Origin of the sequence: Frankia sp. CgMI4, assembly GCF_001756285.1 — a bacterium.
In the GTDB taxonomy this organism is placed as follows: domain Bacteria; phylum Actinomycetota; class Actinomycetes; order Frankiales; family Frankiaceae; genus Frankia; species Frankia casuarinae.
The window spans coordinates 1-21,337 of sequence record NZ_MAQZ01000057.1 but is presented as its reverse complement, the minus strand read 5'-3'; the positions used below and the strand labels follow the sequence as shown (position 1 = coordinate 21,337).

The window sequence follows — 21,337 nt, the reverse complement described above, 5'->3', positions numbered from 1 at the left end:
ACACTCGCTCGCCATGCGGCTGCGGTTCCTCGTCGACGATCGGGTCGAATTCGACCAGCGGCTGCGCCGTTCCGACCAGCTGTGCGTCGGTGCCGCCCCGGACGACGTCTGCGACGATGCCGCGTCGCACCGGCATCTGTCCGCCAGCCCGCCGGACCGGAAACTCTCCCGCCGGGCCGCCCGCCTGTCCGCCGCGCCGGGCGGCGGCTGGAATGTGGAAATCGCGAACCTGAACCAGGCCGATGTCCGGAACTGGGGACAGCCGACGTATCCCGTCGAGCAGGGCGGGCTGGTGTCGGTGACCGACCGGCCGACCGYGGTCTGGCTGCGCGGCACTCCGCAGCGCAGCTACCTGCTGTTATGCGAGCCGGAGCCGACCGGCGTCCGCCGGATTGCCCGCGATCGTCGAGTGACGGAGAGCAACGAGGTCGATCGCCTCTCCGAGAAGGAGACCGAGGCGATCCGCGTGGTCTTCGAACAGCATCTACGGTGGCYGCCCCTGCGTAACCCGGATCCACGTCCCAAGAAATCCGCCGCCGACCGGCTGGGGATCAAGCAGACCTCGCTCAACGACCGGTTGGCGGGCGCGCTGGAGAAGGCGAGACGGGTCGGCTACCAACCACCGGGCGGGCAGGTCGCCCCGACCCGCGACGCCGACTGGGTGTACTGGCTCGTCGGCATCGGTGCGCTGGACTTCGAGATGCACGCGGGAATCGGCTAACCGTCCCGATCATCGAACGGCGGCTGGCCGATCGAGCGAACCCGAGTCAGACGGACCCGGGGGCGGCGCCGGACGAACGCGCACCCCGCCGGGTCGTTCCCCCTCGCCCGCGTCCTAACTCTCTACGCCTGCGCCTCTACGCCGGTGTTCTTCCCGTCCGCGCTTTCTCCCGATCCACGTGCTCCGCCGATCGACGCGCCCGTATGACTCGTCACTACCGATCCGGATATTCCTCGTCGGACGCCTCGGCTCCACTCGGCGTTGTCGAGATTTCCCGGGCGCATCGCATGAGCCGAAGATTTGTCTCCTGCTCGGCGAGCCCCCGATCACCCGATCGGGGGCTCGCCGACCCCGCGAGACGCGACCATGGAGATATGGTGATCTCGGTGGAGCGGCGGGTAGCGGTGGCGGCGGGTCCGGAACATCTGGAACTGCACGTCGAAGAGCTACGGCCAGAGGGTTTCCCACTCGACGATCCCCCGCCGGAGATTCCCTGGTCACCGGCTCCCCCGCCCCCGGGCCACCTTCGGGCGGACGGCCGTCCCCCGAACGAGGCACGGGCCCCGAACGAGACGCGGATCGCGGACAGGACACAGATCGCGGACGAGACACGGACCATGACGTCGGACGACAGGCCGGCGACGATCCGCGGCGGGGGTGGCGACATCCCGGTCCTGCTGCTCCACGGGATCGCCGGCAGCACGGCGGACTGGGCCGCGGTGGTTCCGGAGCTCGCCACGTCCCGCCGTGTGATCGCCTACGACCAGCGAGGGCATGGCGCGAGTGGCTGGGCCACGACGGGCCGAGCGGGTTACAGCTTTGATCAGCTGGTGGCGGACCTCGCGACGGTGGTCGACGTGCTCGGGCTGCCCGCCGTCCACCTGATCGGCCACTCGATGGGCGGGGTGGTGGCGCTGCGCTACACGCTCAACCATCCGGGACGGGTGCGGTCCCTGGTTCTCGCTGACACCGCGGCCGCTCCCGCCACGGGCACGGGCGGGATCACGAAGCGGGTCGTGTCCGTCCTGCTGGCAGGGGCGGCGGCGATCGCGACGGCCGTCCACGCCGGCCGGAACCGCGCGGTGGCGGGGCTCGGCCGGATGGATCCGAACGCGATCGTCGCGCTCTGGCGGGACCTGAGCAGCTATCCGTCCCTCACGGACCGGTTGGGCGAGATCTGCGCCCCGACCACCGTCATCGTCGGTGAACGGGACTTCAGTCTTCGTGACGCCGCCGAGACGCTCGCCCGATCCGTGCCGGACGCCCATCTCGCGGTGATCGCCGGTGCCGACCACAATCCACACGCGAGCCGCCCGATCGCCTGGCTGACCGCCGTGGAGGATCACCTCACCCGCGCCGACCAAATAGCCACCGATCTCATCCGCTGATGTCGGGCCATGCCGGCCGACCGGTTGACTTCGAGTGCGCTCCCACCGCTATGGTCGGCGCGAGGCTGGCTTCCTCCCTCGTCYGCAGGTGGGGGATTCCCGGACCTCGCGGGCCGGGTTCCTGCTTCTTTTCCCGACGGGAGGTCCCGACGGATGCGTCACCGACTACCGTCGGTTCGGTCTCCCTCCATCTCCACAGGATCTTCACCGGCGAGTACGGCTCGTCTTCTATCCGGTCTGATGCGAAAGGGGGTGAGCGGCGTTTCCTCCTCCGCGTGGACGCGGAGGTTTCCACGCCGCGCATACCATGAAGTACCGCAAACTCGCCCGGACCGGCGTCGAGGTCAGCACCCAGTGTCTCGGCGCCATGATGTTCGGCGCGTTCGGCAACACCGACCACGACGAATGCGAACGCATCATCCATCGGGCCCTCGACGCCGGCATCAACTTCCTCGACACCGCCGACATCTACTCTCAGGGTGAGAGCGAGGAGATCGTCGGCCGGGCCATCAAGACCCGCCGCGACGACGTCGTCCTTGCCACGAAGTGCTTCAGCCCCATGGGCGAYGAGCGCAACTCCCGCGGCGGCTCGCGGCGCTGGATCATCCGCGCGGTCGAGGATAGCCTGCGCCGCCTCGGCACCGACTACATCGACCTCTACCAGGTCCACCGCCACGACTGGGACACCGACCTCGAGGACACCCTCGGCGCCCTGTCCGACCTCGTCCACGCCGGCAAGGTCCGCTACCTCGGCTCCTCCTCCTTCCCCGCCGACTGGATCGTCGAAGCCCAGTGGGCCGCCCGGCGCCGTAACAGCGAACGGTTCGTCTGCGAACAGCCCCAGTACTCCATCTTCGCCCGCTCCATCGAAGAAGCCGTCCTGCCCGCCGCCCAACGCCACACCATCGGCATCATCCCCTGGAGCCCGCTGGCCGGCGGCTGGCTCACCGGCAAGTACCGGCGCGGCGAGCAGGCTCCGGCCGGATCGCGCTACTCGTCACAGGGCTTGCTCGGCCGCCGCCAGGGTCAGGCACTCTCCGAGGACCCGCACGCACCCGCCCGCTTCACCGTGGTGGAGGAGCTGACCACCCTCGCCAAGCAGGCCGGCGTGTCCCTCACCCACCTCGCGCTGGCCTTCGTCGACAGCCACCCCGCCGTCACCTCAACCATCATCGGRCCCAAGACGCTCACTCAGCTCGACGACGTCCTCCTGGCGGCCGAGATCACCCTCGACCAGGCGACACTCGACGCGATCGACGAGATCGTCACCCCCGGCACCGACATCGCCGGCACCAACCACCACAGCGGTAACCCGGCACTGCGGCCGAGTTGCCGGCGTCGGACGGCCCACTGACGGACGAACCACTGACCAGCCTGACCATGCCCACCCCCGACCAGCCACGTTTCTCGACTCACGGCACCGCCAAGCCGGTCGGCGCCGCGGCATCTCCGGAGGCAGACAAGCCGTCTTCCGGATCCTGAGACGATGCGCTACAGTCGCCCGAGTCAGGTAACATAAGGGGGGTTCAACATGAGTGTCATCGTCGCCGTGACCCTGAAAGTCGATCCAGCCGCTCTTCAGCAGCTGTTCGCATCGAAGGCAGACATCTTCACATCCATCGCCGAGCGGGCACAAAAGGTAGGAGCCTTGCACCATCGTTTCCTTGCCGGCCACGGGCAGGTCATCATCCTCGATGAATGGGATTCCACGGAGGCGTTCCAGGAGTTCTTCACCAATCAGCCTGAGATAGCCGCCCTCATGCGGGATGCCGGCGTCGAGGGACCCCCGGAGATTCAGGTCTGGCAGCCGATCGAAGGCGCGCCCGACACCTTCTGAGCGGGCGCGCGGGACACGGGCGGGGGACGGCTACGGCTCCCCGTATCCGCGCCGCGGAACGGACCGGTACCCCCGCCCGGAATCGTCATCACCAGAGTTCATGATGATATCTTTGAGAACACTCGAAGCGGTCAGGTGTTCCGAGTGCGCAGCAGCATGTGAAGTTCGTTGTTCCAGTCGATGCCGTTGCTCTCCCGCCCCGCTGGAACCTGTCCGTGGCAGTCGGCGAGAAAGGCGGTGACCTTCGACTTCGCCAGCTCGAGATCGGCATGCCCCGACGGGCTGGACAGGGACACCGTGATCACCGTCTGCCCCTTGGATCTCGTCGGCCGGATGCGCACGTCGCCGGTCCCGGCGGGAACCTCGATCCCTTCGGCCAGCAGCGCGCGGGCGAAGATCCAGGTGATGGCCTCTTCACCGGGACGTAGGATCAACTCAACGGCGAAGGGATCAGCCGGGTCATAACGGAGTGTGCCGGGGATCGCCTCTCGCTCCCCCTCCTCCGTGACGTAGTCAACGGATAGATCGCGCGCCACGACATGCGCGGGCGTCGAGCTGTGACGGAGCATCGCTGCCTCCCAACACGGTCGGATTCGACACTGTTCAGCATCGCGCCCGGCGACGCCCGGTTTGGCCACCCGACGGGCCTCTCTGGACGGGCGGATCAACCCGGCACGGCTAGGCCGGTCGGCATAGCCGGCGAGTGAACGCAACGTCACGGTTCCATCGCTATTTTGTCGCGGTTTCGGCATGGTTGCGGCGACCCCACGTCGAGAGATTCCGGCCGAGTCCGCCGACGGGTGYGGCGATGACCTCGTCACTGGCCCGACGGGTGTCGACGCTGGYCGTCGTACCGGTGGGAGGGAGTCGGCCCAGACCGTCAGGACCATCCGCCCCCACCGGCCGGCCCGTCGTCAACTCAGCCGCAGGGAGCCCGGTAGCGTCAGCCGCAGGGAGCCCGGTAGCCCATATCCCTGAAGGCAGTGCTCCATTCACCGGCGGTGATCCGGTTCGCCGGATCGGCGCACGCGGTGTCCGCGAGCCGGCCGGGCTCGGCGTCCCACAGCCGCAATGTCCCGTCGTGACCAGCCGAGACGACGACGCCCGTGCCGGAGACGAAGGCGATCGCGCTGATCGGCTGGGTGTGCCCGTGCCACTGGGTCAGCAGGATCGGCGTGTCCAGACGGGAGATGTCGGTCAGCCGGACCGTCTCGTCATCGCCGGCGGAGGCGACGACGTCGGCACCCGGCTCGAAGGCCACGCTCTGGATCCCGCCCAGCGAGCCGGTGGCGACGCCACGGGCGGGATTGTCCGGATACCGCACCTCCCACAGGCGCACCGTGGCGTCGACGCCGCCGGAGACCAGAACGCCTCCGTCGCCGGTGAAGACCACGGACCGCACCCCACGGCTGTGCCCGCGCAGGATTCCACCCGCGGTCGGCCGCGCCGCGTCCCGGATGTTCCACAGATGGACGGTGCCGTCCTCACCAGCGAACGCGAGCAGGGTGCCGTTAGGCGCGAAGGCCATCGAGCGCACTCCCCCGGTCTGACCGTCCGCCCGGACGCGCTGCTTCGGACGCGCCGGGTCCGTGACGTCCCACAGCGCGACGATGCCGTCCGCACTCGCGGACCCGAGAGTGTTGCTGTCCGGGCTGAAGGCCAYCGACTGCACCGCGTCGGTGTGGGCCTGGATGGTTGACCATCGGACCATCTGGTCGGGGTCGTGCAGGTTCCACAGTCGGATCGTGCCGTCGGAATGGCCCGCGGCGAGCAGGCCACCGTCCCGGTTGAACGCCAGCGACTCGATCCAGCTGCGGCTCGGCACCGAGACGAAGGTGTGCCGGACCAGCTCGGTCCGACCGACGACTTCCCATAACGTGACCGTTCCGTTGTTGCTCCCCGCCGCGATCCAGTGCCCGTCCGGGCTCACCGCGAGCGCCAGCAGGGCACCGGTCCCGACGGGGATGGTGGTCGGGGTGATCCCGGCACCGAACAGCGCGATCATCGCGCTCCGGGTCCTGGCCGAGTGCGGCTCGGCGCGGTAGGCCGCGAGCGCGAGCCGGCGAGCGAGTCCCGTGTCGCCGTCCTGGAGGAGCAGCGCCCGCTCGGCGACCRCCTCAGGCACGCTCATCTCGGTCCGCGAGCCCCCGCCCCTGGTGGACACGATGGCGACCGTCGTCACGAGCACGGTGACGGCGGCCACCAGGGCAACGATGATCAGCGGACGTCGGTTGCGGGCCCGGTCGCCCGGTGGCGCGGCGGACGAGGACCTCCGCGACGACGAGGACGACCGCTGAGACGAGGACGACCGCTGAGACGAGGACGACGAGGACGACGGGGACGCTCCTCGCCCGGGGTCCTGGCTGTGTTCGTCCTCGGTCCAGACCGTCACCAGAGCATCGGCGAAGTCCCGGGACCGGGACGACGAGCCTGCGCCCGGCCGCCAGCGGGCATCCGGCCCGGACGGTGACGCCTCGCTCCCCGACGAGGACGACCCGAGCCCGGGAGAAGAGGTCGGGCCCGGAACCGACGACGGGCCCGGAACCGACGACGGGCCCGGAACCGACGACGGGCCCGACCGGGCTGGTGCCCCGGGAATGCCCGGCCCCGGGAACGAGATCAGGTTCGCCGGCGGCGGGGGTCCGATCGGCTGATGGCCGGTGACGGGCGTGATCGGACCCGCGAGGTCGGCGTCGCTCGCCGACGTTCCGGAGGCGCCGCCGGGGGACGTGTTCAGCGGCCGGATCAGCGCGGTCACCTCGGACAGGGACAGCCCCTTGACCGCCATCGGGGCTTCGACACGTAGGTCCAGAAGGCGCGCGTAGAGCTTCTCGGCGGTGGGTCGCTCCGCCGCTGCCTTGCGCATCGCATCGGAGACCAGGGGCCGCAGGCTGTCCTCGAAGCCGTCAAGCGTCGGAGGATCGTTGACCGTCCGGTACAGCACGCTGGGAGCGGGGCCGTTACCGAACGGGTAACGACCGGTCCCGGCGAAGATGAGGACACCGCCCCAGGCGAACACGTCCGCCGCCGAGGTGACCTGCTCGCCCAGGGCCTGTTCCGGCGCCATGAACGCCGGCGTCCCGAGCTGGCGATCCCCGCTGAGTACCGTCGCGGAGTCCAGGGCGCGCGCGATACCGAAATCGATCACCTTCGGCCCGAGCCGGGACAGCAGGATGTTGGACGGCTTCAGATCCCGGTGCACGAGTCCGGCCCGGTGGATCGCCATCAGCGCGGTGGTCATGCTCACCGCCAGCTGATGAAGCTCCGCCGGGGTCAACGGGCCACGCGTGCCAACCGCCTCGGACAGCGTCGGCCCGTCGACGTACTCGGTCACCAGATAAGGCGGATCGGCGGTGATGTCGACGTCGAGGACCGCCGCGGTGCAGAAACGAGCGACCCGCCGGGCGTTGTCGGCCTCCTGCTTGAGCCGGCTGCGGAACTCGGCCAACCGGGCGAGATCCGCCCGGATCAGTTTGACCGCGACCAGACCACCGGCGGCGTTCTCCCCCAGGTAGACGGTCCCCATCCCACCCGCGCCGAGACGCCGCACCAGCCGGTAGGGACCGACCTCGGTCGGTTCGGAGGCAGCACGATCCGCGGGTCCGTCCGCGGGTCCGTCCGCGGGTCCGTCCGCGGGTCCACTCCGGCCGGGTGGGTGGGACATTAGCTGATCACTCCCGCCCGAGGTTGTCGAGGTTGTCGAGGATCCCGAGGTTGTCGGTCAGCAGGCCACCCGCGCCTGGCAACGCCCGGTAATGCCCGGCGGCGCCTGGCACCTAGCGACGCTGCGACCTGGCACGCCGACGTCCACGGGCCGCCATCTGGTAGTGCACGGCCAGGAATGACAGCGCCAGGAAGAGCGGAAGCAGCACCGACGAAGGCGAAGCGCTGGTGTCCGCGGAGACCAGCACCATGTCTATACCGGCGGAGAGGTTAGCTCCGCAGGCGGCGGTGACCGGACGGTAACCCGGCCGGAAGCTGGCGAACTGGACCACGGTCTCGAACGTGCCGTCCTGGTCGGYGACGGTCCGTCCGACCAGCTCGCCGCCCGCGGTGAGCACGGCCTGCGACCCGGGTCTGCAGCCGGCACCCCGGGCGAACAGCGTATCTCCGGCCGTCACGGCGCTCCGGTCGAACAACAGCTCACCGGGACGTGCCTCGCGTGCCACCGGCTCCCCCACATCCGGCTTCCCCACATCCGGCTCGGACACGCCGGGCTCGGACACGGGTGTGCATACGCCCAGCACGCGCACCGTCCCCTTCGGGCAGCGGGACGGGGTGGGTGCCGCGCACTGCTCGTCCAGCGGAACCGCGAGGCCGCCGGGGCAGAGCCGGCGCCCGGCGGGGCAGTCGAGCGTCGCCGCGCGCACGGAACCGTCCCAGCAGACGACCGGGACCGGCGGGGATGGCCGCGGCGGCGGGCAGGCTTCGCCCACGGCGACGCCGACCACCGAACCAGGGCAGGCCTTCTGCGGCAGGGGGCACTGGTCGGCCGATCGGCGCACGGAGCCGTCCGGACAGGTAACCGAGGTCTCCTTCTCCCCCTTGGAGCCCGGCTTGGTGGAGTCGGTGACCGGGGACGAGGTGATGGGAGGTGACGTGGTCTTCGTGCCCTCCGTGGGGCAGGGCGTCCCATCGACCAGGCCGAGCGGCAACGCGGGGGCGGGCGTCGCGCAGTGCCGGGGATCGCCGTCAGCACATCCCCTGTCTGTCCCCATCCCTGTACCCGTCCCCGGCGTTGACGTCGACGCCGGCCCGGAGGTGCACCGGGGTTGCGGGCAGGCACCGTTCGGCGGTGATGACGCCGCCGCGTCGGCCGATCGAGGCGTGCTCGGTGGGCAGGTCGGACCGTGCTGGTCGCAGGGGCCGCCCGCATTGCGCGTGGCTGCGGCCGGGCAGGTCGGCGAACTGGACGTGCAGCGCCCACCAGCGTCCGTCGTCGTCCCCGACGGGCAGCTCGTCGCACTCGGATCGGAGTGGGGAGACGGGGTACCGCTGGGGGTCTCCGGGTTCGGCGCCGGATTCGGAATGGGAGGCCGGGACGGGGAGGTGGACGGCAGCGGAGACGTGGACGGGGGGATGGACCGGGTCGGGGACGGCAGCGGGGACGGGGACGCGGATGGCAGCGGGGACGGGGATGCGGACCGGGTCGGGGCTGGGGACGGGGACGGCAGCGGGGACGGGGGGATGGACCGGGACGGGGAGATGGACTCCGACGACGTGCCGGTCGACGTCCCGGGACTGACCATCGCCGTGGCGACGCCGGCCCCGCTGACCAAGAAAAACACAACGACAAACACCGTCGATACCAGACCGCGCGACGGCCGTGGCACGAATCGACCAGATACTCGCTGGCCAGACACCAGAGCGCCCCCCCGGGTGCGGCTGGCAACACGCCCGTTGCCGGCGGCCTGCCCCGGACCGGCGGAGACAACGTGATGCACGTTAGGCGGAAGTCCCGCCCTACGACGATCGATAGGATAACAGTCGCGTTGCCGGTCATCCGGGCCACGGGGGGAAGCGGTGAATGTCAGAYTGCCGACGGAGAAGTCGGCGCGGGAAAGTATTTTCGTCGCCGTTTGCCTGACGGCGTGCCTGAGTTGGCTCATGTTACCCATGGCGTCTCCGGTCCATGCGGCGGACGGCGGCGGGGTGGAACTCGGCGTCACCGTCGACGGTCAGCCCCTCGGTGAGGACAACGTGGTCCTCGAAGCCAGTGCGGTCGCCCGCGTGGTGGTCAGCGTGCAGAACCTGACCCGGTCGAATGTCCCCGTCGACTCGGTACGGCTGAGCGGAACCGTGCTCGGCCTCACCTTCTTCGACTACGACACCCGGGTGCGCACAACCATCCCGGCCCGCGGATCGGCGAACTGGACCGTCGACCTGGATGTGCGYGACCTCGACGGTCGGGCCACCGGATTGATGCCGGTGGAGGTGGCGATCCGGGGCGCGGACCTGCACACAGTGGCCAGGGTAGCGGGAACCGCCGACATCCACGGATCGCTGTTGTCCATCTACGGGCTGTTCGGCCTCGGGCTTGTCGTCCTGATGGGGCTGCTCTGGGCCGTCGCGTTGCTCCCGCTCGGTCGCCATGCGGTGCCGGCCACCTGGTGGCAGCGCGGCCTGCGGTTCGTGCCCGCCGGCTGCGGGGTCGGCCTGTTCGTCATCTTCGCGCTTTCAGCCACCCGGCTGCTGTCGCCCGGCATCCCCAGTGATTTCGGCATCACCATCACGGCGACCGCCGTCTGCTTCGGGCTCGGAGCCCTGCTGCCCCAACTGGTCCCGACGACGAGGCGCGGCTGACCCCCCGGCCGTCCACGGCCTACGCGACCGCCTCGTGGTGCCCTCGGCGTGATGCGACGCGACGCGCCGGAGCCGCTTAGAGGACGACGTCACGACGTCAGGGCACCATCGCAGTCGACCGGCGGACCTTCCGAGGAGACCACGTGACCGATCACCTGCGAACCTCGACCGCGGGCCCCGCCCGCCCCGGCCTTCTCGAGGGTCGACGGGCCGCGCATCGGCGCGGTGGGCGCCGGGCTGCCGCGGTCATGGCGACGGGCACGGTGATCCTCGCCTTCACCGCCGCGTGCGGCGGCACAACCACCCCGACGCCACGGCCCACGCCGACCACGCCCGCTTCGGTGTCGGCCAAGCCGTCCCCGACCGGTCCGTTGACGAGCGCGGGAACCGCGGGCGCGACGAAGGTGACGGTCACCGAGACCGAGTTCGTGATCAAACTTTCCCGGAACACGTTCACCCCGGGCATCTACACCTTCGTCACCCAGAATGCCGGGCACGTGACGCACGCGCTGAGGATCGAGGGGCCCGGCCTGCACGAGGCCACGACGAAAGACCTCGCACCGGGTGAGTCCGAGGACCTCACCGTGACTCTGCAGCCGGGTACCTACGAGCTGGACTGCCCGGTCGACAACCACGAGTCGCTGGGGATGAAACTCGACATCACGGTGTCCTGAGCCGTCCGCACCATCTGGGTGGAGTCGGCTGAGGCCCACGTCAGCGCGCCGCTCACCGGCCGGCGCCCGCGACGTTCCGCGCCTCGCGGCCGCAGGCGGKGCGTGTCATTCATTGACAAGCCGACTACAGATCGACACCATCCGGCTTCAGTTAGTAATCAATTGACGGGGTGYCAGCCGGTCCTCCGTCCAGCCATCCCGACCCGATCCGGCGCCAGGATCCTGGCGACCGAACCCGTGCGACCGAACCCGTGCGACGGCGCCCCGGCGGCCACGACGACGGTCGGGAAGGCCTGACCAGGGAGGTCGGCCGTGCCGAACAACCGGAGAACATTCGTCCACCTAGCGGTCATGGCCGCAGCCGCCGCACCGTTGTCCCTCACCGGGCTTCCCCCGGCCCTGGCGGCGCCGGTTCCAGAACCACGACCTGACCCACGCCAGACGACGCCGGCCGGGGTCGGCATTCCCGGACCGGGCAGTCCCGGCTCGCTGACCAGTGGCAACAGCCGCGGACTCTACGTTGGTCACTGGGACAGCGGCGCGTACAGCACCACGGGCTTCCTTTGGCGCGACGGCACCGTGCATGTCCTCAACGGCAGCACAGAGCCGAAGGCGGTGACCGAGGACGGCTTGGTCATCGGCGATTTCGTCAGCCACTACGACCGGCAGGCGTTCCGGCTGGAACACGGAACCTCCCAGCCCCAGGGTCTGGGCTACCTCGGCGGCACCCACACGGCCGGCGGCTACAGCAGCGCCGCGGTGGCGGTCAACCGCGCCGGGGTCATCGTCGGCACCAGCACCACCAACGCCGGTACGTTCCATGCCTTCCGGTGGGCGGACAACCACCTGCAGGACCTGGGTACGCTCGGCGGCCCGAGCAGCTCCGCCGTCGCGGTCACCAGCGCCGGGGCCATCGCCGGCAGCAGTAACACCGCCGCCGGCCCGTCCCACGCCTTCCGCTGGTGGAGAGGCACCCTGCACGACCTGGGTACCCTCGGCGGCCCGTCAAGCACCGCGGTGGCCGCGAACGACGCCGGGCAGATCGTGGGCTACAGCGACACGGCCGACGGGCACACCCACGCCTTCCTCTGGGAACGCGGTCGTCTGATCGACCTCGGTACGCCGCCCGGCGACACCGAATCCTGGGCGATCGGGATCAACAACGCCGGCCAGGTCCTCGTCCTGAGCCGCGGCTCGTCGAACCATGCATTCGTCTGGTGGCACGGCCAGCGCGCGACCATCAGCGTGCCCAGCGGCGACTTTGGGGTGACCGCCATCAACGACCGGGGAACCGTCGCCGGCACGGCGAACGGGCACGCGTTCCGTTGGCGCGACGGCCGTTTCACCGATCTCGGCACGCTGGGCGGGCCGTACAGCGACGCGAACGCCATCACCCCCGCCGACGTCGTCCTCGGTTCCTCGGACCCGGCCGACTCCCCGATTCCGCTCGCGACCTTCTGGCCGGCCCCCGGCCGCTGACGCGGCGGCTGTCCGGTCAGYACAGCACATTGAACACCGTGAGCATGATCTAGTCGGTAAACAGGAGAGCACCACGTCGAACTCGTCGTCAGGGAACGGGAGGTCAGCCGCGTCCGTCTCCGTTCGCTCCAGGCTCAGTCCGCTCACTCCAGGCCCAGTCCAGGCCCGGTCCAGGCCCAGTCCGTGACGCGACCCGCGAGGCGTTTTCGGTCAGGATGGACGATGTCGGACGGAGGAGACCCCGCCGGCACGGCGGACCGCCGGCACCAGCACGGACGACCCGACGGAGGATCATCATGAGCGAGTCCGGAGACATCGCGGTACAGACCCTGCCCGGCCACGTCGCCGTCGTCGAGGTCTGCCGTCCGCCGCACAACTTCTTCGACGTGCGCCTGATCCAGACCCTCGCCGACATCTACGACAAGCTCGGCGCCGACTCCGACGTCCGTGCCGTCGTGCTGTGCTCCCAGGGCAGGAACTTCTGCGCCGGAGCCGACTTCTCCGGCGCGAGTGCGGCCGAGGCGATCTCGGCGGACGAGGGGGCGCCGGCCCTCTACCGCGAGGCGCTACGGCTGTTCGCCTCCCCGATACCGGTCGTGGCCGCGGTGCAGGGCAGCGCGGTCGGCGGCGGGCTGGGGCTCGCGCTGTCCGCGGACTTCCGGGTCGCAAGCCCGGACAGCCGCTTCGCGGCGAACTTCTCCCGGATCGGGCTGCACCAGGGCTTCGGCATCTCGGTGACCCTGCCGGCGGTCGTCGGCCGGCAGAAGGCGCTCGACCTGCTCTACACCGGTCGCCGGGTTGGTGGGCAGGAGGCGTTCGACATCGGCCTCGCCGACCGGCTCGTGCCGAACGCCGAGCTGCGGGAGGCCGCGGTGGCGCTGGCCGGTGAGGTCACCGCCGCCGCGCCGCTGGCCGTGCGCAGCATCCGGGAGACGATGTGGGCGGATCTCGTCCCCGTCATCCGGGCGGCCACCGAGCGGGAAACCGCCGAGCAGGCCAGACTGCGGGCCACCGAGGACTTCGCCGAGGGGGTGCGCGCCTCGACGGAGCGCCGCGCGCCCCGTTTCACCGGCCGCTGAGTGGTCCGGGCGTGCCGGTCCTCGGGGATTTCGGGYGGGCGGGACGAGCCAGCGGTCAGGCCTGGCCGCGGGCCGCCGCCTCAGCCGGTGAGGAACCGCCCGCCCAGATAGGCCTCGGCCAGCTCGCAACTGTCCCGGGCGTACTCGGAGGCGCTCGGCACCGCGTCCGAGTGCGGATGGGTGCCCAGCCAGGCCACCAGGAGCAGCCGGCGCAACAGGACGAAGGTAGGGATCATCGCTACGTCGTCCGCGGTGAGCGGGCGCTGGCGCTGGTAGGCGGCCAGCCAGGCGGCCACCAGGTCGCCGGCCTCGTCGAGGTGCTCGATGAAGGACAGCGACGCGGCGAGATCCCAGAGGTACCAGCCGAAGCCGCAGTCGTCGAAATCGATCACGCAGACGTCCCCGGTGGACGCATCCCGGGGTACCAGGAGGTTCGCCAGCCGCATGTYGGCGTGGACGAGCCCGAACCGGTCCGGCCCGGTGCCGAAGGCGGCCAGGCGTGCCTCGATGTCGGCCGCGGCCCGGCTCAGCAGGCCSAACGCCGCGCGGCCGTCCCCCCGCGGGCCGTCCCCCGGCGGGCCGGGGCCGTCGGCCAGYGCGGTGACCAAGCCCTCCGACCAGCTCCCCCACCGGCCGGCGTCGCCGAGCATGCTCCGCCAGGTCCACTCGAAGCGGGCGAAGGTAGTCGGGCGGGACCACTCCCGCGCGTGCCGGTGCAGCCGCGCGGTGATGTCCCCGAGCTGCCCGAACGCGCCGCGCAGGGACATGGGGTCCGTCGGTTCCGGTGAACGTCCGTCGACCCATTCGAACAACACGGCGTGCCGCTCGGCACCATCCGGYCCAGCGGGATCCAGCCCAGCGGGATCCGGCGAGGCGGCACTCGGCGGGAGGGTTCCGGTCGCGGCCACGGTCGCCACGGGCCCACCCGCCCTCGTCGGCACGACCGGCGGCGTCACGACCACGCCGTCGGCGCGCAGGGCAGCCACCCACGCCAGCTCCCCGTGAATCTCGACGAGAGTGTGGTAGCCGGGCCGGTGCAGCCGCAACGCCCAACGCCGGCCGGTCGCCGGGTCGTCCACGCGGTAAGTGACGTTCTCCGAGACATGCAGCAGRCTCGCCCGCGGCGACGGGCCGAGATCATAGGCGGCGAGGACGTCACCGAGGACGCCATCCAGCCCCACCAGCCCGTCGACGGAGGTCGTGCTCACCGTACGACCACCGGTCCGGGCGAGATGGCGTCCCCGTGGGAGGACGTGACCCCGCGTACCGCTCCGGCCTGCTTGAACCCTTGCCTGAACCCTGTTTCACCAGGGGAAATGGTCCGCATCCATCTTGTTTGCCGGAGTCGGCGGGCCGCCGTCAAGGAACCGGGCCCGGCCGCACCCACCGTCGAAACCCACCATCGAAGAACCACCGCCACGGCAAGAGCACGGCTACGGCAAGAGCGACGACGCGCCCCAGCCTGCCKGGGCCGAACTGCGCGCGCAGCTCACAGCGGCCGACGTCGTGCTGTTCCGCACCCCGCAGTACGCAGGCGCGCTACCTGGAAGCTTCAAGAACTGGAAGCTTCAAGAACCTGATCGACTGGACGATCGGCGGCGGGGAGCTCTACGGTAAGTCCGCTGCCTGGGTCAACGTGGCCGCCCCGAGCCGGGGGAGGGGTGYCCGGGCCGAGCTGGGGACGGTGCTGGACCAGGTGGCTGCCAACGTCAGCGCGTCGGCCTGCGCGTCGTTGCCCGTGGCAAGGGAGGCCATCGGTCCGGACGGCACGGTGAGCGACCCACGGGTGCGWGCCGGACTCGCCGAGGTTCCGCGGGCCGTCGTGCACCACCTCGGCCTGGCAGACACGGCAGACACGGCAGATGTCGCGGACACGGCAGATGTCGCGGCGGGGTGAGCCCATCGCGGCCCACCRGCGACCGACCCGGACGGCCGACCACCGATGGACCCGCGTGTGGGACACCGATCTTCCCTCCCTTGCGCCCTGCGCGGCGTCTCACCCGGACAGGTGACCCGCCGCGGCCGGACACGTCAGTTCGGGATGGGCTGGCAGTTGGGTTGCGGGACGGGTGGGTAGGGAGGGCAGGGTGTGCCGGGCGGCTGGCAGCCCGCGCCGGTGGTGAGCAGACCGAGCGTGACGGCGGCTCCGATGGTCACCAGAATGCGACGGACACCGACAGCTCGCCCGGTTCTTCTCTTAACGGGTCGACGCATATTTGAACCTCTCTCGCGTCTCTCACGTGTTCTCCGATCCGCTATTCCCTACCAGAACTTCCCCACTCAATGACAACGGCGCGCCGAGCCCTTMGATTCCGTTTCACGTTTACGTATTCCCGTCCGGATTATCGGGCCGCGCATCGGGCGGGCAGCCGGGCCGGTGAGAACCCGATGCGGTTGACACCGGAACGCCCCTGCCCGTCCAACCATCGATGACAACATTCACAAGATGGGAGAACCGATACATCTGTGTCGAACCGGCGCAAGTCCGGGCGGCGGTCACGCCTGCCGTTGACCGCTATTGACCGCTATTGACCGCCGTTGACCGCCATCCGGGAGGACCATTCCAGTTACCGACCATTGCCCGACARCACGGGCCGGATGACCGACTGCGTCCACATTCACCGGGGGTGCCCGCAAGGGRTATCCGCATACCCCGGATGGGCTCATGCTTCCGGTCCGGTGGAGATGTTCCCGTAGGACATGACCACTCAGCGTACCGGGCCCCTAGTATCCTCGGGCCGGGATGACAGATTTCTGGAAATACAGCGCGGAGGAAACCATGCTCCCCTCACCGGGCAGGTCGGTGTGCCGCCCGCACCTCGATCTGGTGCCCGTCCTTACCGACGACTCCGGGGCTATGGGGGATGCGGCGCAATCCGTTTCGGCCCGTACCCGGCACCCGTCCCGCCGCGCCGTATCCATCATGGTCACCGCAATACTGCTCATTCTGTTCTCAGCGTTGCCTGCCGGCGCCATGATCCGCCGTCCGACGTATCATCCACTCCCGGTGATCAACGTTTCGTACGAGACCGGCGCGGTGAGCGGCGTCGGGCGGCAGACCGACCTGACAATCACCGACAAAGGACCGGGGATCCTGCACGTCCAGTCAATCTCKGTGGACGGTGAGCGCCTCCTGGATCAGAACTCCCACCTCCGGATCGCGCCGGGGCACAGCTACATGTTCACTTTCGGCTGGGCCGGTGGTCCCGGGGGTGGTCCGGACGGGCCGACGGTCGTCATCGACAGCGATGCGCCTACCAGCCCCACCGTCCTCCACATCGGCTATCAGTGAGGCCGCACCGGCAACGACGGCGAGGCCCGGGGTACCGGCGACCGTCCGCGGTACCGGCGACCGTCCGGAGGGCGCCGATGCCGTTCGCCGGCGCCACCGGTGCGCTCGCAATCCGGACGGATCGGGAACGGGCGACCGTGGTCTCGGATGTCTGCTACCGGCAGACCGGGCGACCGTGCCCGTTCGGCGCGCATAAGAATGGAAGGGATGACACCACGATCGTTCGTTGACCATCTTGCGGATCTGGACTTGCCGGCGCTGGCCGCTCTGCTCCGCTCGCGTCCGGACGTGCTGATCGAGCCGGTACCCCGCGGTTTCGGGCAGCTCGCGCAGCGGCTGGAAAGCCCGGATTCGCTGGCGGCGGCGCTGTGGGAGCTGAACCGCGACACGCTCCGGGTCGGCCAGGCGGCGGCGCTGCTGGGGGAGTCCGCGACGGTGCCCCGGATGGCCGAGCTGTTGGGCGCGTTACCGGACGCGGTGCGCGCCGGGGTGGACGATCTGTGCGCCCGCGGCCTCGCCTGGACCGACACGGTGGTCCGACTCCCGGAGCCGCTGCACAACCACTGGGTCGAGGAGATCAGCTCCGCCCGCCCGGTCGCAAAGATCGCCCGCAACGTCCTGGTCGAGGATCTGCGTAAGGCGGTCACGGCGCTCGGGGCTCCGGCCGAAAACCTGCGCAAGACCGAGCTGGTCGCGCGGCTCACCGAACTCATGTCCGATGCCCGCCGCATCGCGACGATCATCGCTTCCCTGCCCGCCCCGGCGCGGCAGCAACTCGATGACCTGCGCCTGGCCACGGCCGGCGGCTACTTCCCCTACATGTTCCCCTACACGCCCTTCGAGGAGATCCATGACCGCAGGGCAGCCACGCGGTCCATCAGGCAGCTGATCACCGCGGGGCTGGTGCTGGGCGTCGGCAACCGGCCGGAGCTCCCCCGTGAGGTCGCGGTCGCCGCCTGGCTGGCCAGGCAGGACCYGGGGCTCACCGGGCCGCCGGACATTCCCCGGCCGGAGGTGAACGAGGCCGCCGTCCGGTCGAGCTCCCAGGCGGCCGCCCAGGGCGCTATCCGCGCCGTGACCGCCCTGCTCGACGAGGCCGCCGCCGCCCCCGTCGTGGCGCTCAAGCGAGGAGGCGTCGGTGGGCGGGAACGGGCCCGGCTGGCGAAGCGGCTGTCGACACCGTTGGCCGAGCTGCCGCTGTGGATCGACCTGGTCGCGGCCGCCGGCCTGCTGGCCTTCACCGAAGGCGGCTACGCACCGAGCCCGCGGTTCCAGGAGTGGCGGGAGGAGTCGCCAAGCCATCAGTGGGCGACGCTGGCGGCGGCGTGGCACGCTCTGGAGCACGCGCCGACGAGCCGCGAGGGTGCCGACGAGAAGGACGTCCCGCCGCCCCTGCCCATCGGGTCGGGGGCGGGCCAGATTCGCCGGGTGCTGATCCGCGCGGCGGCCGGCGGGCGGTCGGTGCGGCTCACGGCTGAGAACCTCGACTGGTTCTTCCCCCTGCACGGCTACGACGCCGCCACCTGCAAGATCAAGGTGGCGGCGTCGATCCGCGAGGCCGAGCTGCTCGGGGTGTTCGCCCTCGACGTCCTGTCCGAGCCCGGCCAGGCCCTGATCGAGGCCGCGCCGAGCACCACCGACGCGGCGGCTGCCACCGTCGGGCTTATGATCGTCTCGACCGCGGACGAGCTCGCCGCGCAGGTCGCGAGGACGGTGCGGGATCTGGCGGACCGCTGCGCCGAGCTGCTGCCCGCGACGCCGTCCAGCCTGATCCTGCAGTCCGATCTCACCGCGGTCGTGTCCGGCCAGCCCAGCGCGGCGATATCCCAGCTCCTGCGGGCCGCGGCGGTGCCGGAGTCCCGGGGCGCGGCCGGGACCTGGCGGTTCACCTCCGCCAGCGTCCGCGCCGCGATGGACGCCGGATGGTCCGCCACCGAGCTGCTCGAACAGCTACGCGCCATCGCCGACCACGGTCTCCCGCAGCCGCTCGAATACCTCATCGCCGACGTCGCCCGCCGGCACGGACACGTGCGGGTCCGCGGGATGCGCAGCGCCGTCCTCGCCGACGAGCCCACGACCGCCGAGATCCTCCACACCCGGACACTGGCGAAGCTGCACCTCGCCCGGCTCGCCCCCACCGTGCTGGCCAGCCCGGTGGAACTGGACACGGTCCTCGCCGAGCTGCGCCGGACGGGCTTCTACCCCGTCGCCGAGGACGCGACGGGCACCGTCATCGTGACGAGCGGACCGGGGCGGAAGGCGCCGCGGGGGGCCCCGGCACAGCCGTCCCGGGAGTCCCGGGCGTCCCGACCGCACGGAGGGTCCCCCGCCGGTCCGCCGGCGACCCGACGGCGGCTGACGGCCGACGAACTCGCCCAGCGCCTGCGCACCGGCAATGACGACGGTGTCACCCTGCTGACCGACCTGGCCCAGCGGCTCGGCGAGATGAACGGACGGCTAAACGACGCCGAGCTCGCCGTGCTGGCGGACGCGGTGGAACGCCGCAGCGATGTGGTCATCGCCTRCCGGGACAAGCAGGGCACCCGGACGGTCCGCCGCATCCAGCCGAACCAGCTCTTCGGCCGGTGGCTGGACTCCTGGTGCCACCTGCGCAACGCCGAGCGCGAGTTCGCCATCGCCAACATCGAGTCCGTCAGTCCCGTCGGCTGACCGGCACCCCCTTCTCCCCGGGCATGACCGGTCAGCCGGGTTCCGCAGGCAGTAGGTCCATGCCGATCAGCTCTCGAATCTGGACCCGTCGGCTCTCACGCCCGGCCAGCCCGGGGCGGGGCCGCCAGGCCCGGGGCGGCTCAGGCGGGTCGACCGAGCTGGCGAGCGAGCCGCGTCTGGTCGAAGTACAGCCGGTTCTCGGTGATCAGGCCGCGCTCGACCCGGTAGACCTCGACGACACGCAGGTTGATCCGACGCCCGGTGGGCGCGAGCTCCGTACCGTCCGGGTCGCGGTAGACGCCGACGTGCGTCGCGGTCAGCGTGTACTCCTCGACCACGATCTCGCCCTGCTCGGCCAGCACGTGGGTATCGACGTCGATCTCACCGAAGGCCGCCAGGAAGGCGGCGCTGTACTCGGCGCCCGCCGCGCGCCCCTTGATCCGCACCCCGCCCGGTGCCTCGACGACCAGATCCTCGTCAAGCAGCGACAGCACCGAGGCCTCGTCACCGAGGTCGAAGGCGTCCAGCGCGCGCTTCACCGTGTCCAGCGCCTCTCCCACGTGACATCCTCCAGGCTTGCCTGCCGCACACACCGCCCAGAGGGCGATCATCCCACCACCGGGCCGGTTCCCGACGGAAAACCGGATGTCCGGGAGGACGTCAGACGCTCGTGGTCGAGCCGGGGCGGATGATCATCAGAACGGTGACGATGACCCAGAGCAGGCTGAACACACCGGCCGCCATCGCGAGACCGCTCGTGCGGGCGCGCGCCGCGGCCGCGTCCATGGCCACCGCGCCACCATCCATGGCCACCGCGCCACCATCCTGCGCACGGTCGGGGACGGCCGGGGATCCGGCGACGATCTCGTCGAGGACGTCACGCTGTCCGGGCAGCACCACGATGAGGAGCACGGCGGCGGCTACGGTCGTCAGCACGATCGCGACGATCAACCAGCTCTGCCCAAGAACCGTTGCATGAAAGCGCTTGATAGCGTCCGCTCATGCCGCCTCGCCTCTCGGCGAGGCACCCCCGGTCTGACCGGCCGTGGCCGTGCCGGGTTCCCGCTTCCCAGCCACCTGCCCGCTTGCGCGGGTCTTCTGGTCGGCTCCACGGGCGTTTTCCGTCTCCGGTGTACTGGCGGCGACGAGGTGGTGCAGGTTGATCGCGGCGTTGTGGTCGCGGTCGAGTACCAGCCCGCAGGACTGGCAGGTGAAGGTGCGCTCGGACAGCGTCAGGCTTGGGTTTCGCCAGCCGCAGCCGGAGCAGGTCTTCGAGCTGGGATACCAGCGGTCGGCGACGACGAGCGTCGATCCGTACCAGCGGGTCTTGTAGGCAAGCTGCCGGCGGACCTCGGCCATGCCGGCGTCGGCGACCGCGCGGGCGAGCCGCCGGTTACGGACCATCCCGGCGACGTGCAGATCTTCGACGACGACCGTGTCGTGGGACCGGGCGAGCCGGGTCGTGAGCTTGTGCAGCCCGTTGTGGCGCTGGTTCGCGACCCGGACATGGATCGCCGCGAGCTGGGCGGCGCGCTGCCGCCGCCCAGCGCTGCCCGGCTTCGACCGGGCGTGGGCCCGCGACGCCCGGCGCAGTCGCCGTTCGGCCCGCTGGTAGTGCTTCGGGTTGGGAACGGTCTGCCCGGTCGACAGAACAGCGAGGTGCTTCACGCCGAGGTCGACGCCCACCGGGCCGCCCGCGCGTTGCCGTCGCGACGGCCGCTCGGGAACGTCGCGGTCGACCTCGACGGTGAACGACACGAACCAGCGGCCTGCGGTCCGGGACACGGTCACGCCGAGCAGCCGCGCCCGGCCGTCGGCCAGCCGGCCGGTCAGGGCGCCCATCGGCTCGTGGACCTTCACCCGCCCGATCCGGGGCAGCTTCACGTAGGTCTCG

20 protein-coding genes are annotated in these 21,337 nt (G+C 70.7%); 13 read left to right on the top strand and 7 right to left on the bottom strand.

Features of this window, described 5'->3' with window-relative positions:
• Window positions 1–13: 13 nt before the first annotated feature.
• The 4 genes from Manayef4_RS08200 (at window position 14) to Manayef4_RS25850 (ending at window position 3,946) form a co-directional block, all read left to right on the top strand.
• A complete protein-coding gene (locus Manayef4_RS08200; protein WP_070131179.1) occupies window positions 14–721 on the top strand; it encodes a hypothetical protein in 708 nt (235 codons plus the stop codon).
• A gap of 374 nt (window positions 722–1,095) precedes the next feature.
• Window positions 1,096–2,109 carry an alpha/beta fold hydrolase gene (locus Manayef4_RS08195; RefSeq protein ID WP_082456772.1) on the top strand — a complete coding sequence of 338 codons (1,014 nt, stop codon included), beginning with the start codon at window positions 1,096–1,098 and terminating at the stop codon, window positions 2,107–2,109.
• 307 nt (window positions 2,110–2,416) lie between these two features.
• Entirely contained in the window at window positions 2,417–3,463 is a 1,047-nt protein-coding gene (locus tag Manayef4_RS08190; RefSeq protein WP_011437795.1) for an aldo/keto reductase, read from the top strand.
• Window positions 3,464–3,640: 177 nt separating this feature from the next.
• Entirely contained in the window at window positions 3,641–3,946 is a 306-nt protein-coding gene (locus Manayef4_RS25850; RefSeq protein ID WP_011437796.1) for a hypothetical protein, read from the top strand.
• A 131-nt stretch (window positions 3,947–4,077) separates the two neighbouring features.
• Here the strand turns inward: Manayef4_RS25850 and Manayef4_RS08180 are convergent, their stop codons facing one another.
• From Manayef4_RS08180 to Manayef4_RS25845, 3 genes are all read right to left on the bottom strand, one after another.
• Window positions 4,078–4,515 (bottom strand): SsgA family sporulation/cell division regulator, encoded by a 438-nt coding sequence (locus Manayef4_RS08180; protein ID WP_011437797.1) that lies wholly within the window; start codon window positions 4,513–4,515, stop codon window positions 4,078–4,080.
• Between the two features lie 374 nt (window positions 4,516–4,889).
• Window positions 4,890–7,610: a serine/threonine-protein kinase gene (locus tag Manayef4_RS08175; protein WP_070131178.1), complete on the bottom strand. Its 2,721-nt coding sequence runs from the start codon at window positions 7,608–7,610 to the stop codon at window positions 4,890–4,892.
• A gap of 112 nt (window positions 7,611–7,722) precedes the next feature.
• Window positions 7,723–8,664 (bottom strand): hypothetical protein, encoded by a 942-nt coding sequence (locus tag Manayef4_RS25845; protein WP_254665524.1) that lies wholly within the window; start codon window positions 8,662–8,664, stop codon window positions 7,723–7,725.
• A 109-nt stretch (window positions 8,665–8,773) separates the two neighbouring features.
• On the opposite strand from Manayef4_RS25845, the gene Manayef4_RS24050 reads away from it, so the two are divergent.
• The 5 genes from Manayef4_RS24050 (at window position 8,774) to Manayef4_RS08145 (ending at window position 13,481) form a co-directional block, all read left to right on the top strand.
• A complete protein-coding gene (locus Manayef4_RS24050; protein ID WP_139140041.1) occupies window positions 8,774–9,385 on the top strand; it encodes a hypothetical protein in 612 nt (203 codons plus the stop codon).
• 177 nt (window positions 9,386–9,562) lie between these two features.
• Window positions 9,563–10,249, top strand: coding sequence for a hypothetical protein (locus Manayef4_RS08160; protein ID WP_235186952.1), 687 nt, complete (start codon window positions 9,563–9,565; stop codon window positions 10,247–10,249).
• Between the two features lie 143 nt (window positions 10,250–10,392).
• Window positions 10,393–10,923, top strand: coding sequence for a hypothetical protein (locus Manayef4_RS08155; protein WP_011437800.1), 531 nt, complete (start codon window positions 10,393–10,395; stop codon window positions 10,921–10,923).
• A gap of 351 nt (window positions 10,924–11,274) precedes the next feature.
• On the top strand, window positions 11,275–12,402 hold the full coding sequence (locus tag Manayef4_RS08150; protein WP_085949878.1) for a twin-arginine translocation pathway signal protein: 1,128 nt from the start codon (window positions 11,275–11,277) through the stop codon (window positions 12,400–12,402).
• A gap of 296 nt (window positions 12,403–12,698) precedes the next feature.
• Window positions 12,699–13,481 (top strand): enoyl-CoA hydratase/isomerase family protein, encoded by a 783-nt coding sequence (locus tag Manayef4_RS08145; protein ID WP_011437802.1) that lies wholly within the window; start codon window positions 12,699–12,701, stop codon window positions 13,479–13,481.
• Window positions 13,482–13,561: 80 nt separating this feature from the next.
• On the opposite strand, the gene Manayef4_RS08140 is transcribed toward Manayef4_RS08145, so the two are convergent.
• Window positions 13,562–14,689 carry a phosphotransferase gene (locus Manayef4_RS08140; RefSeq protein WP_070131176.1) on the bottom strand — a complete coding sequence of 376 codons (1,128 nt, stop codon included), beginning with the start codon at window positions 14,687–14,689 and terminating at the stop codon, window positions 13,562–13,564.
• A 124-nt stretch (window positions 14,690–14,813) separates the two neighbouring features.
• Between Manayef4_RS08140 and Manayef4_RS26610 the strand changes: the two genes are divergently transcribed.
• The 4 genes from Manayef4_RS26610 (at window position 14,814) to Manayef4_RS08125 (ending at window position 19,443) form a co-directional block, all read left to right on the top strand.
• Window positions 14,814–15,098, top strand: a complete 285-nt coding sequence (locus tag Manayef4_RS26610; protein WP_349257432.1) for an NAD(P)H-dependent oxidoreductase — start codon at window positions 14,814–14,816, stop codon at window positions 15,096–15,098.
• 67 nt (window positions 15,099–15,165) lie between these two features.
• Window positions 15,166–15,378, top strand: a complete 213-nt coding sequence (locus Manayef4_RS25840) for a hypothetical protein (protein WP_070982437.1) — start codon at window positions 15,166–15,168, stop codon at window positions 15,376–15,378.
• 1,110 nt (window positions 15,379–16,488) lie between these two features.
• The gene (locus tag Manayef4_RS08130) at window positions 16,489–16,773 is read left to right on the top strand and encodes a hypothetical protein (protein ID WP_131728932.1); all 285 of its coding nucleotides are present in this window, start codon (window positions 16,489–16,491) and stop codon (window positions 16,771–16,773) included.
• A gap of 207 nt (window positions 16,774–16,980) precedes the next feature.
• Window positions 16,981–19,443, top strand: coding sequence for a helicase-associated domain-containing protein (locus Manayef4_RS08125; protein WP_254665523.1), 2,463 nt, complete (start codon window positions 16,981–16,983; stop codon window positions 19,441–19,443).
• 140 nt (window positions 19,444–19,583) lie between these two features.
• On the opposite strand, the gene Manayef4_RS08120 is transcribed toward Manayef4_RS08125, so the two are convergent.
• The 3 genes from Manayef4_RS08120 to Manayef4_RS08110 form a co-directional block, all read right to left on the bottom strand.
• A complete protein-coding gene (locus Manayef4_RS08120) occupies window positions 19,584–20,003 on the bottom strand; it encodes an ester cyclase (protein ID WP_011437807.1) in 420 nt (139 codons plus the stop codon).
• A 100-nt stretch (window positions 20,004–20,103) separates the two neighbouring features.
• Complete coding sequence (locus Manayef4_RS08115; protein ID WP_023841527.1) at window positions 20,104–20,379, bottom strand: hypothetical protein; 276 nt, start codon at window positions 20,377–20,379, stop codon at window positions 20,104–20,106.
• A gap of 63 nt (window positions 20,380–20,442) precedes the next feature.
• Window positions 20,443–21,337: RNA-guided endonuclease TnpB family protein (locus tag Manayef4_RS08110; protein ID WP_175443345.1), on the bottom strand; the 895-nt coding region annotated here is incomplete at its 5' end.

Coding starts and splice junctions, on each gene's coding strand:
- Manayef4_RS08180 (WP_011437797.1), bottom strand. CDS start 4,515: ATGCTCCGTCACAGCTCGACGCCCGCGCATGTCGTGGCGCGCGATCTA.
- Manayef4_RS08150 (WP_085949878.1), top strand. CDS start 11,275: ATGGCCGCAGCCGCCGCACCGTTGTCCCTCACCGGGCTTCCCCCGGCC.
- Manayef4_RS08195 (WP_082456772.1), top strand. CDS start 1,096: ATGGTGATCTCGGTGGAGCGGCGGGTAGCGGTGGCGGCGGGTCCGGAA.
- Manayef4_RS08145 (WP_011437802.1), top strand. CDS start 12,699: ATGAGCGAGTCCGGAGACATCGCGGTACAGACCCTGCCCGGCCACGTC.
- Manayef4_RS25850 (WP_011437796.1), top strand. CDS start 3,641: ATGAGTGTCATCGTCGCCGTGACCCTGAAAGTCGATCCAGCCGCTCTT.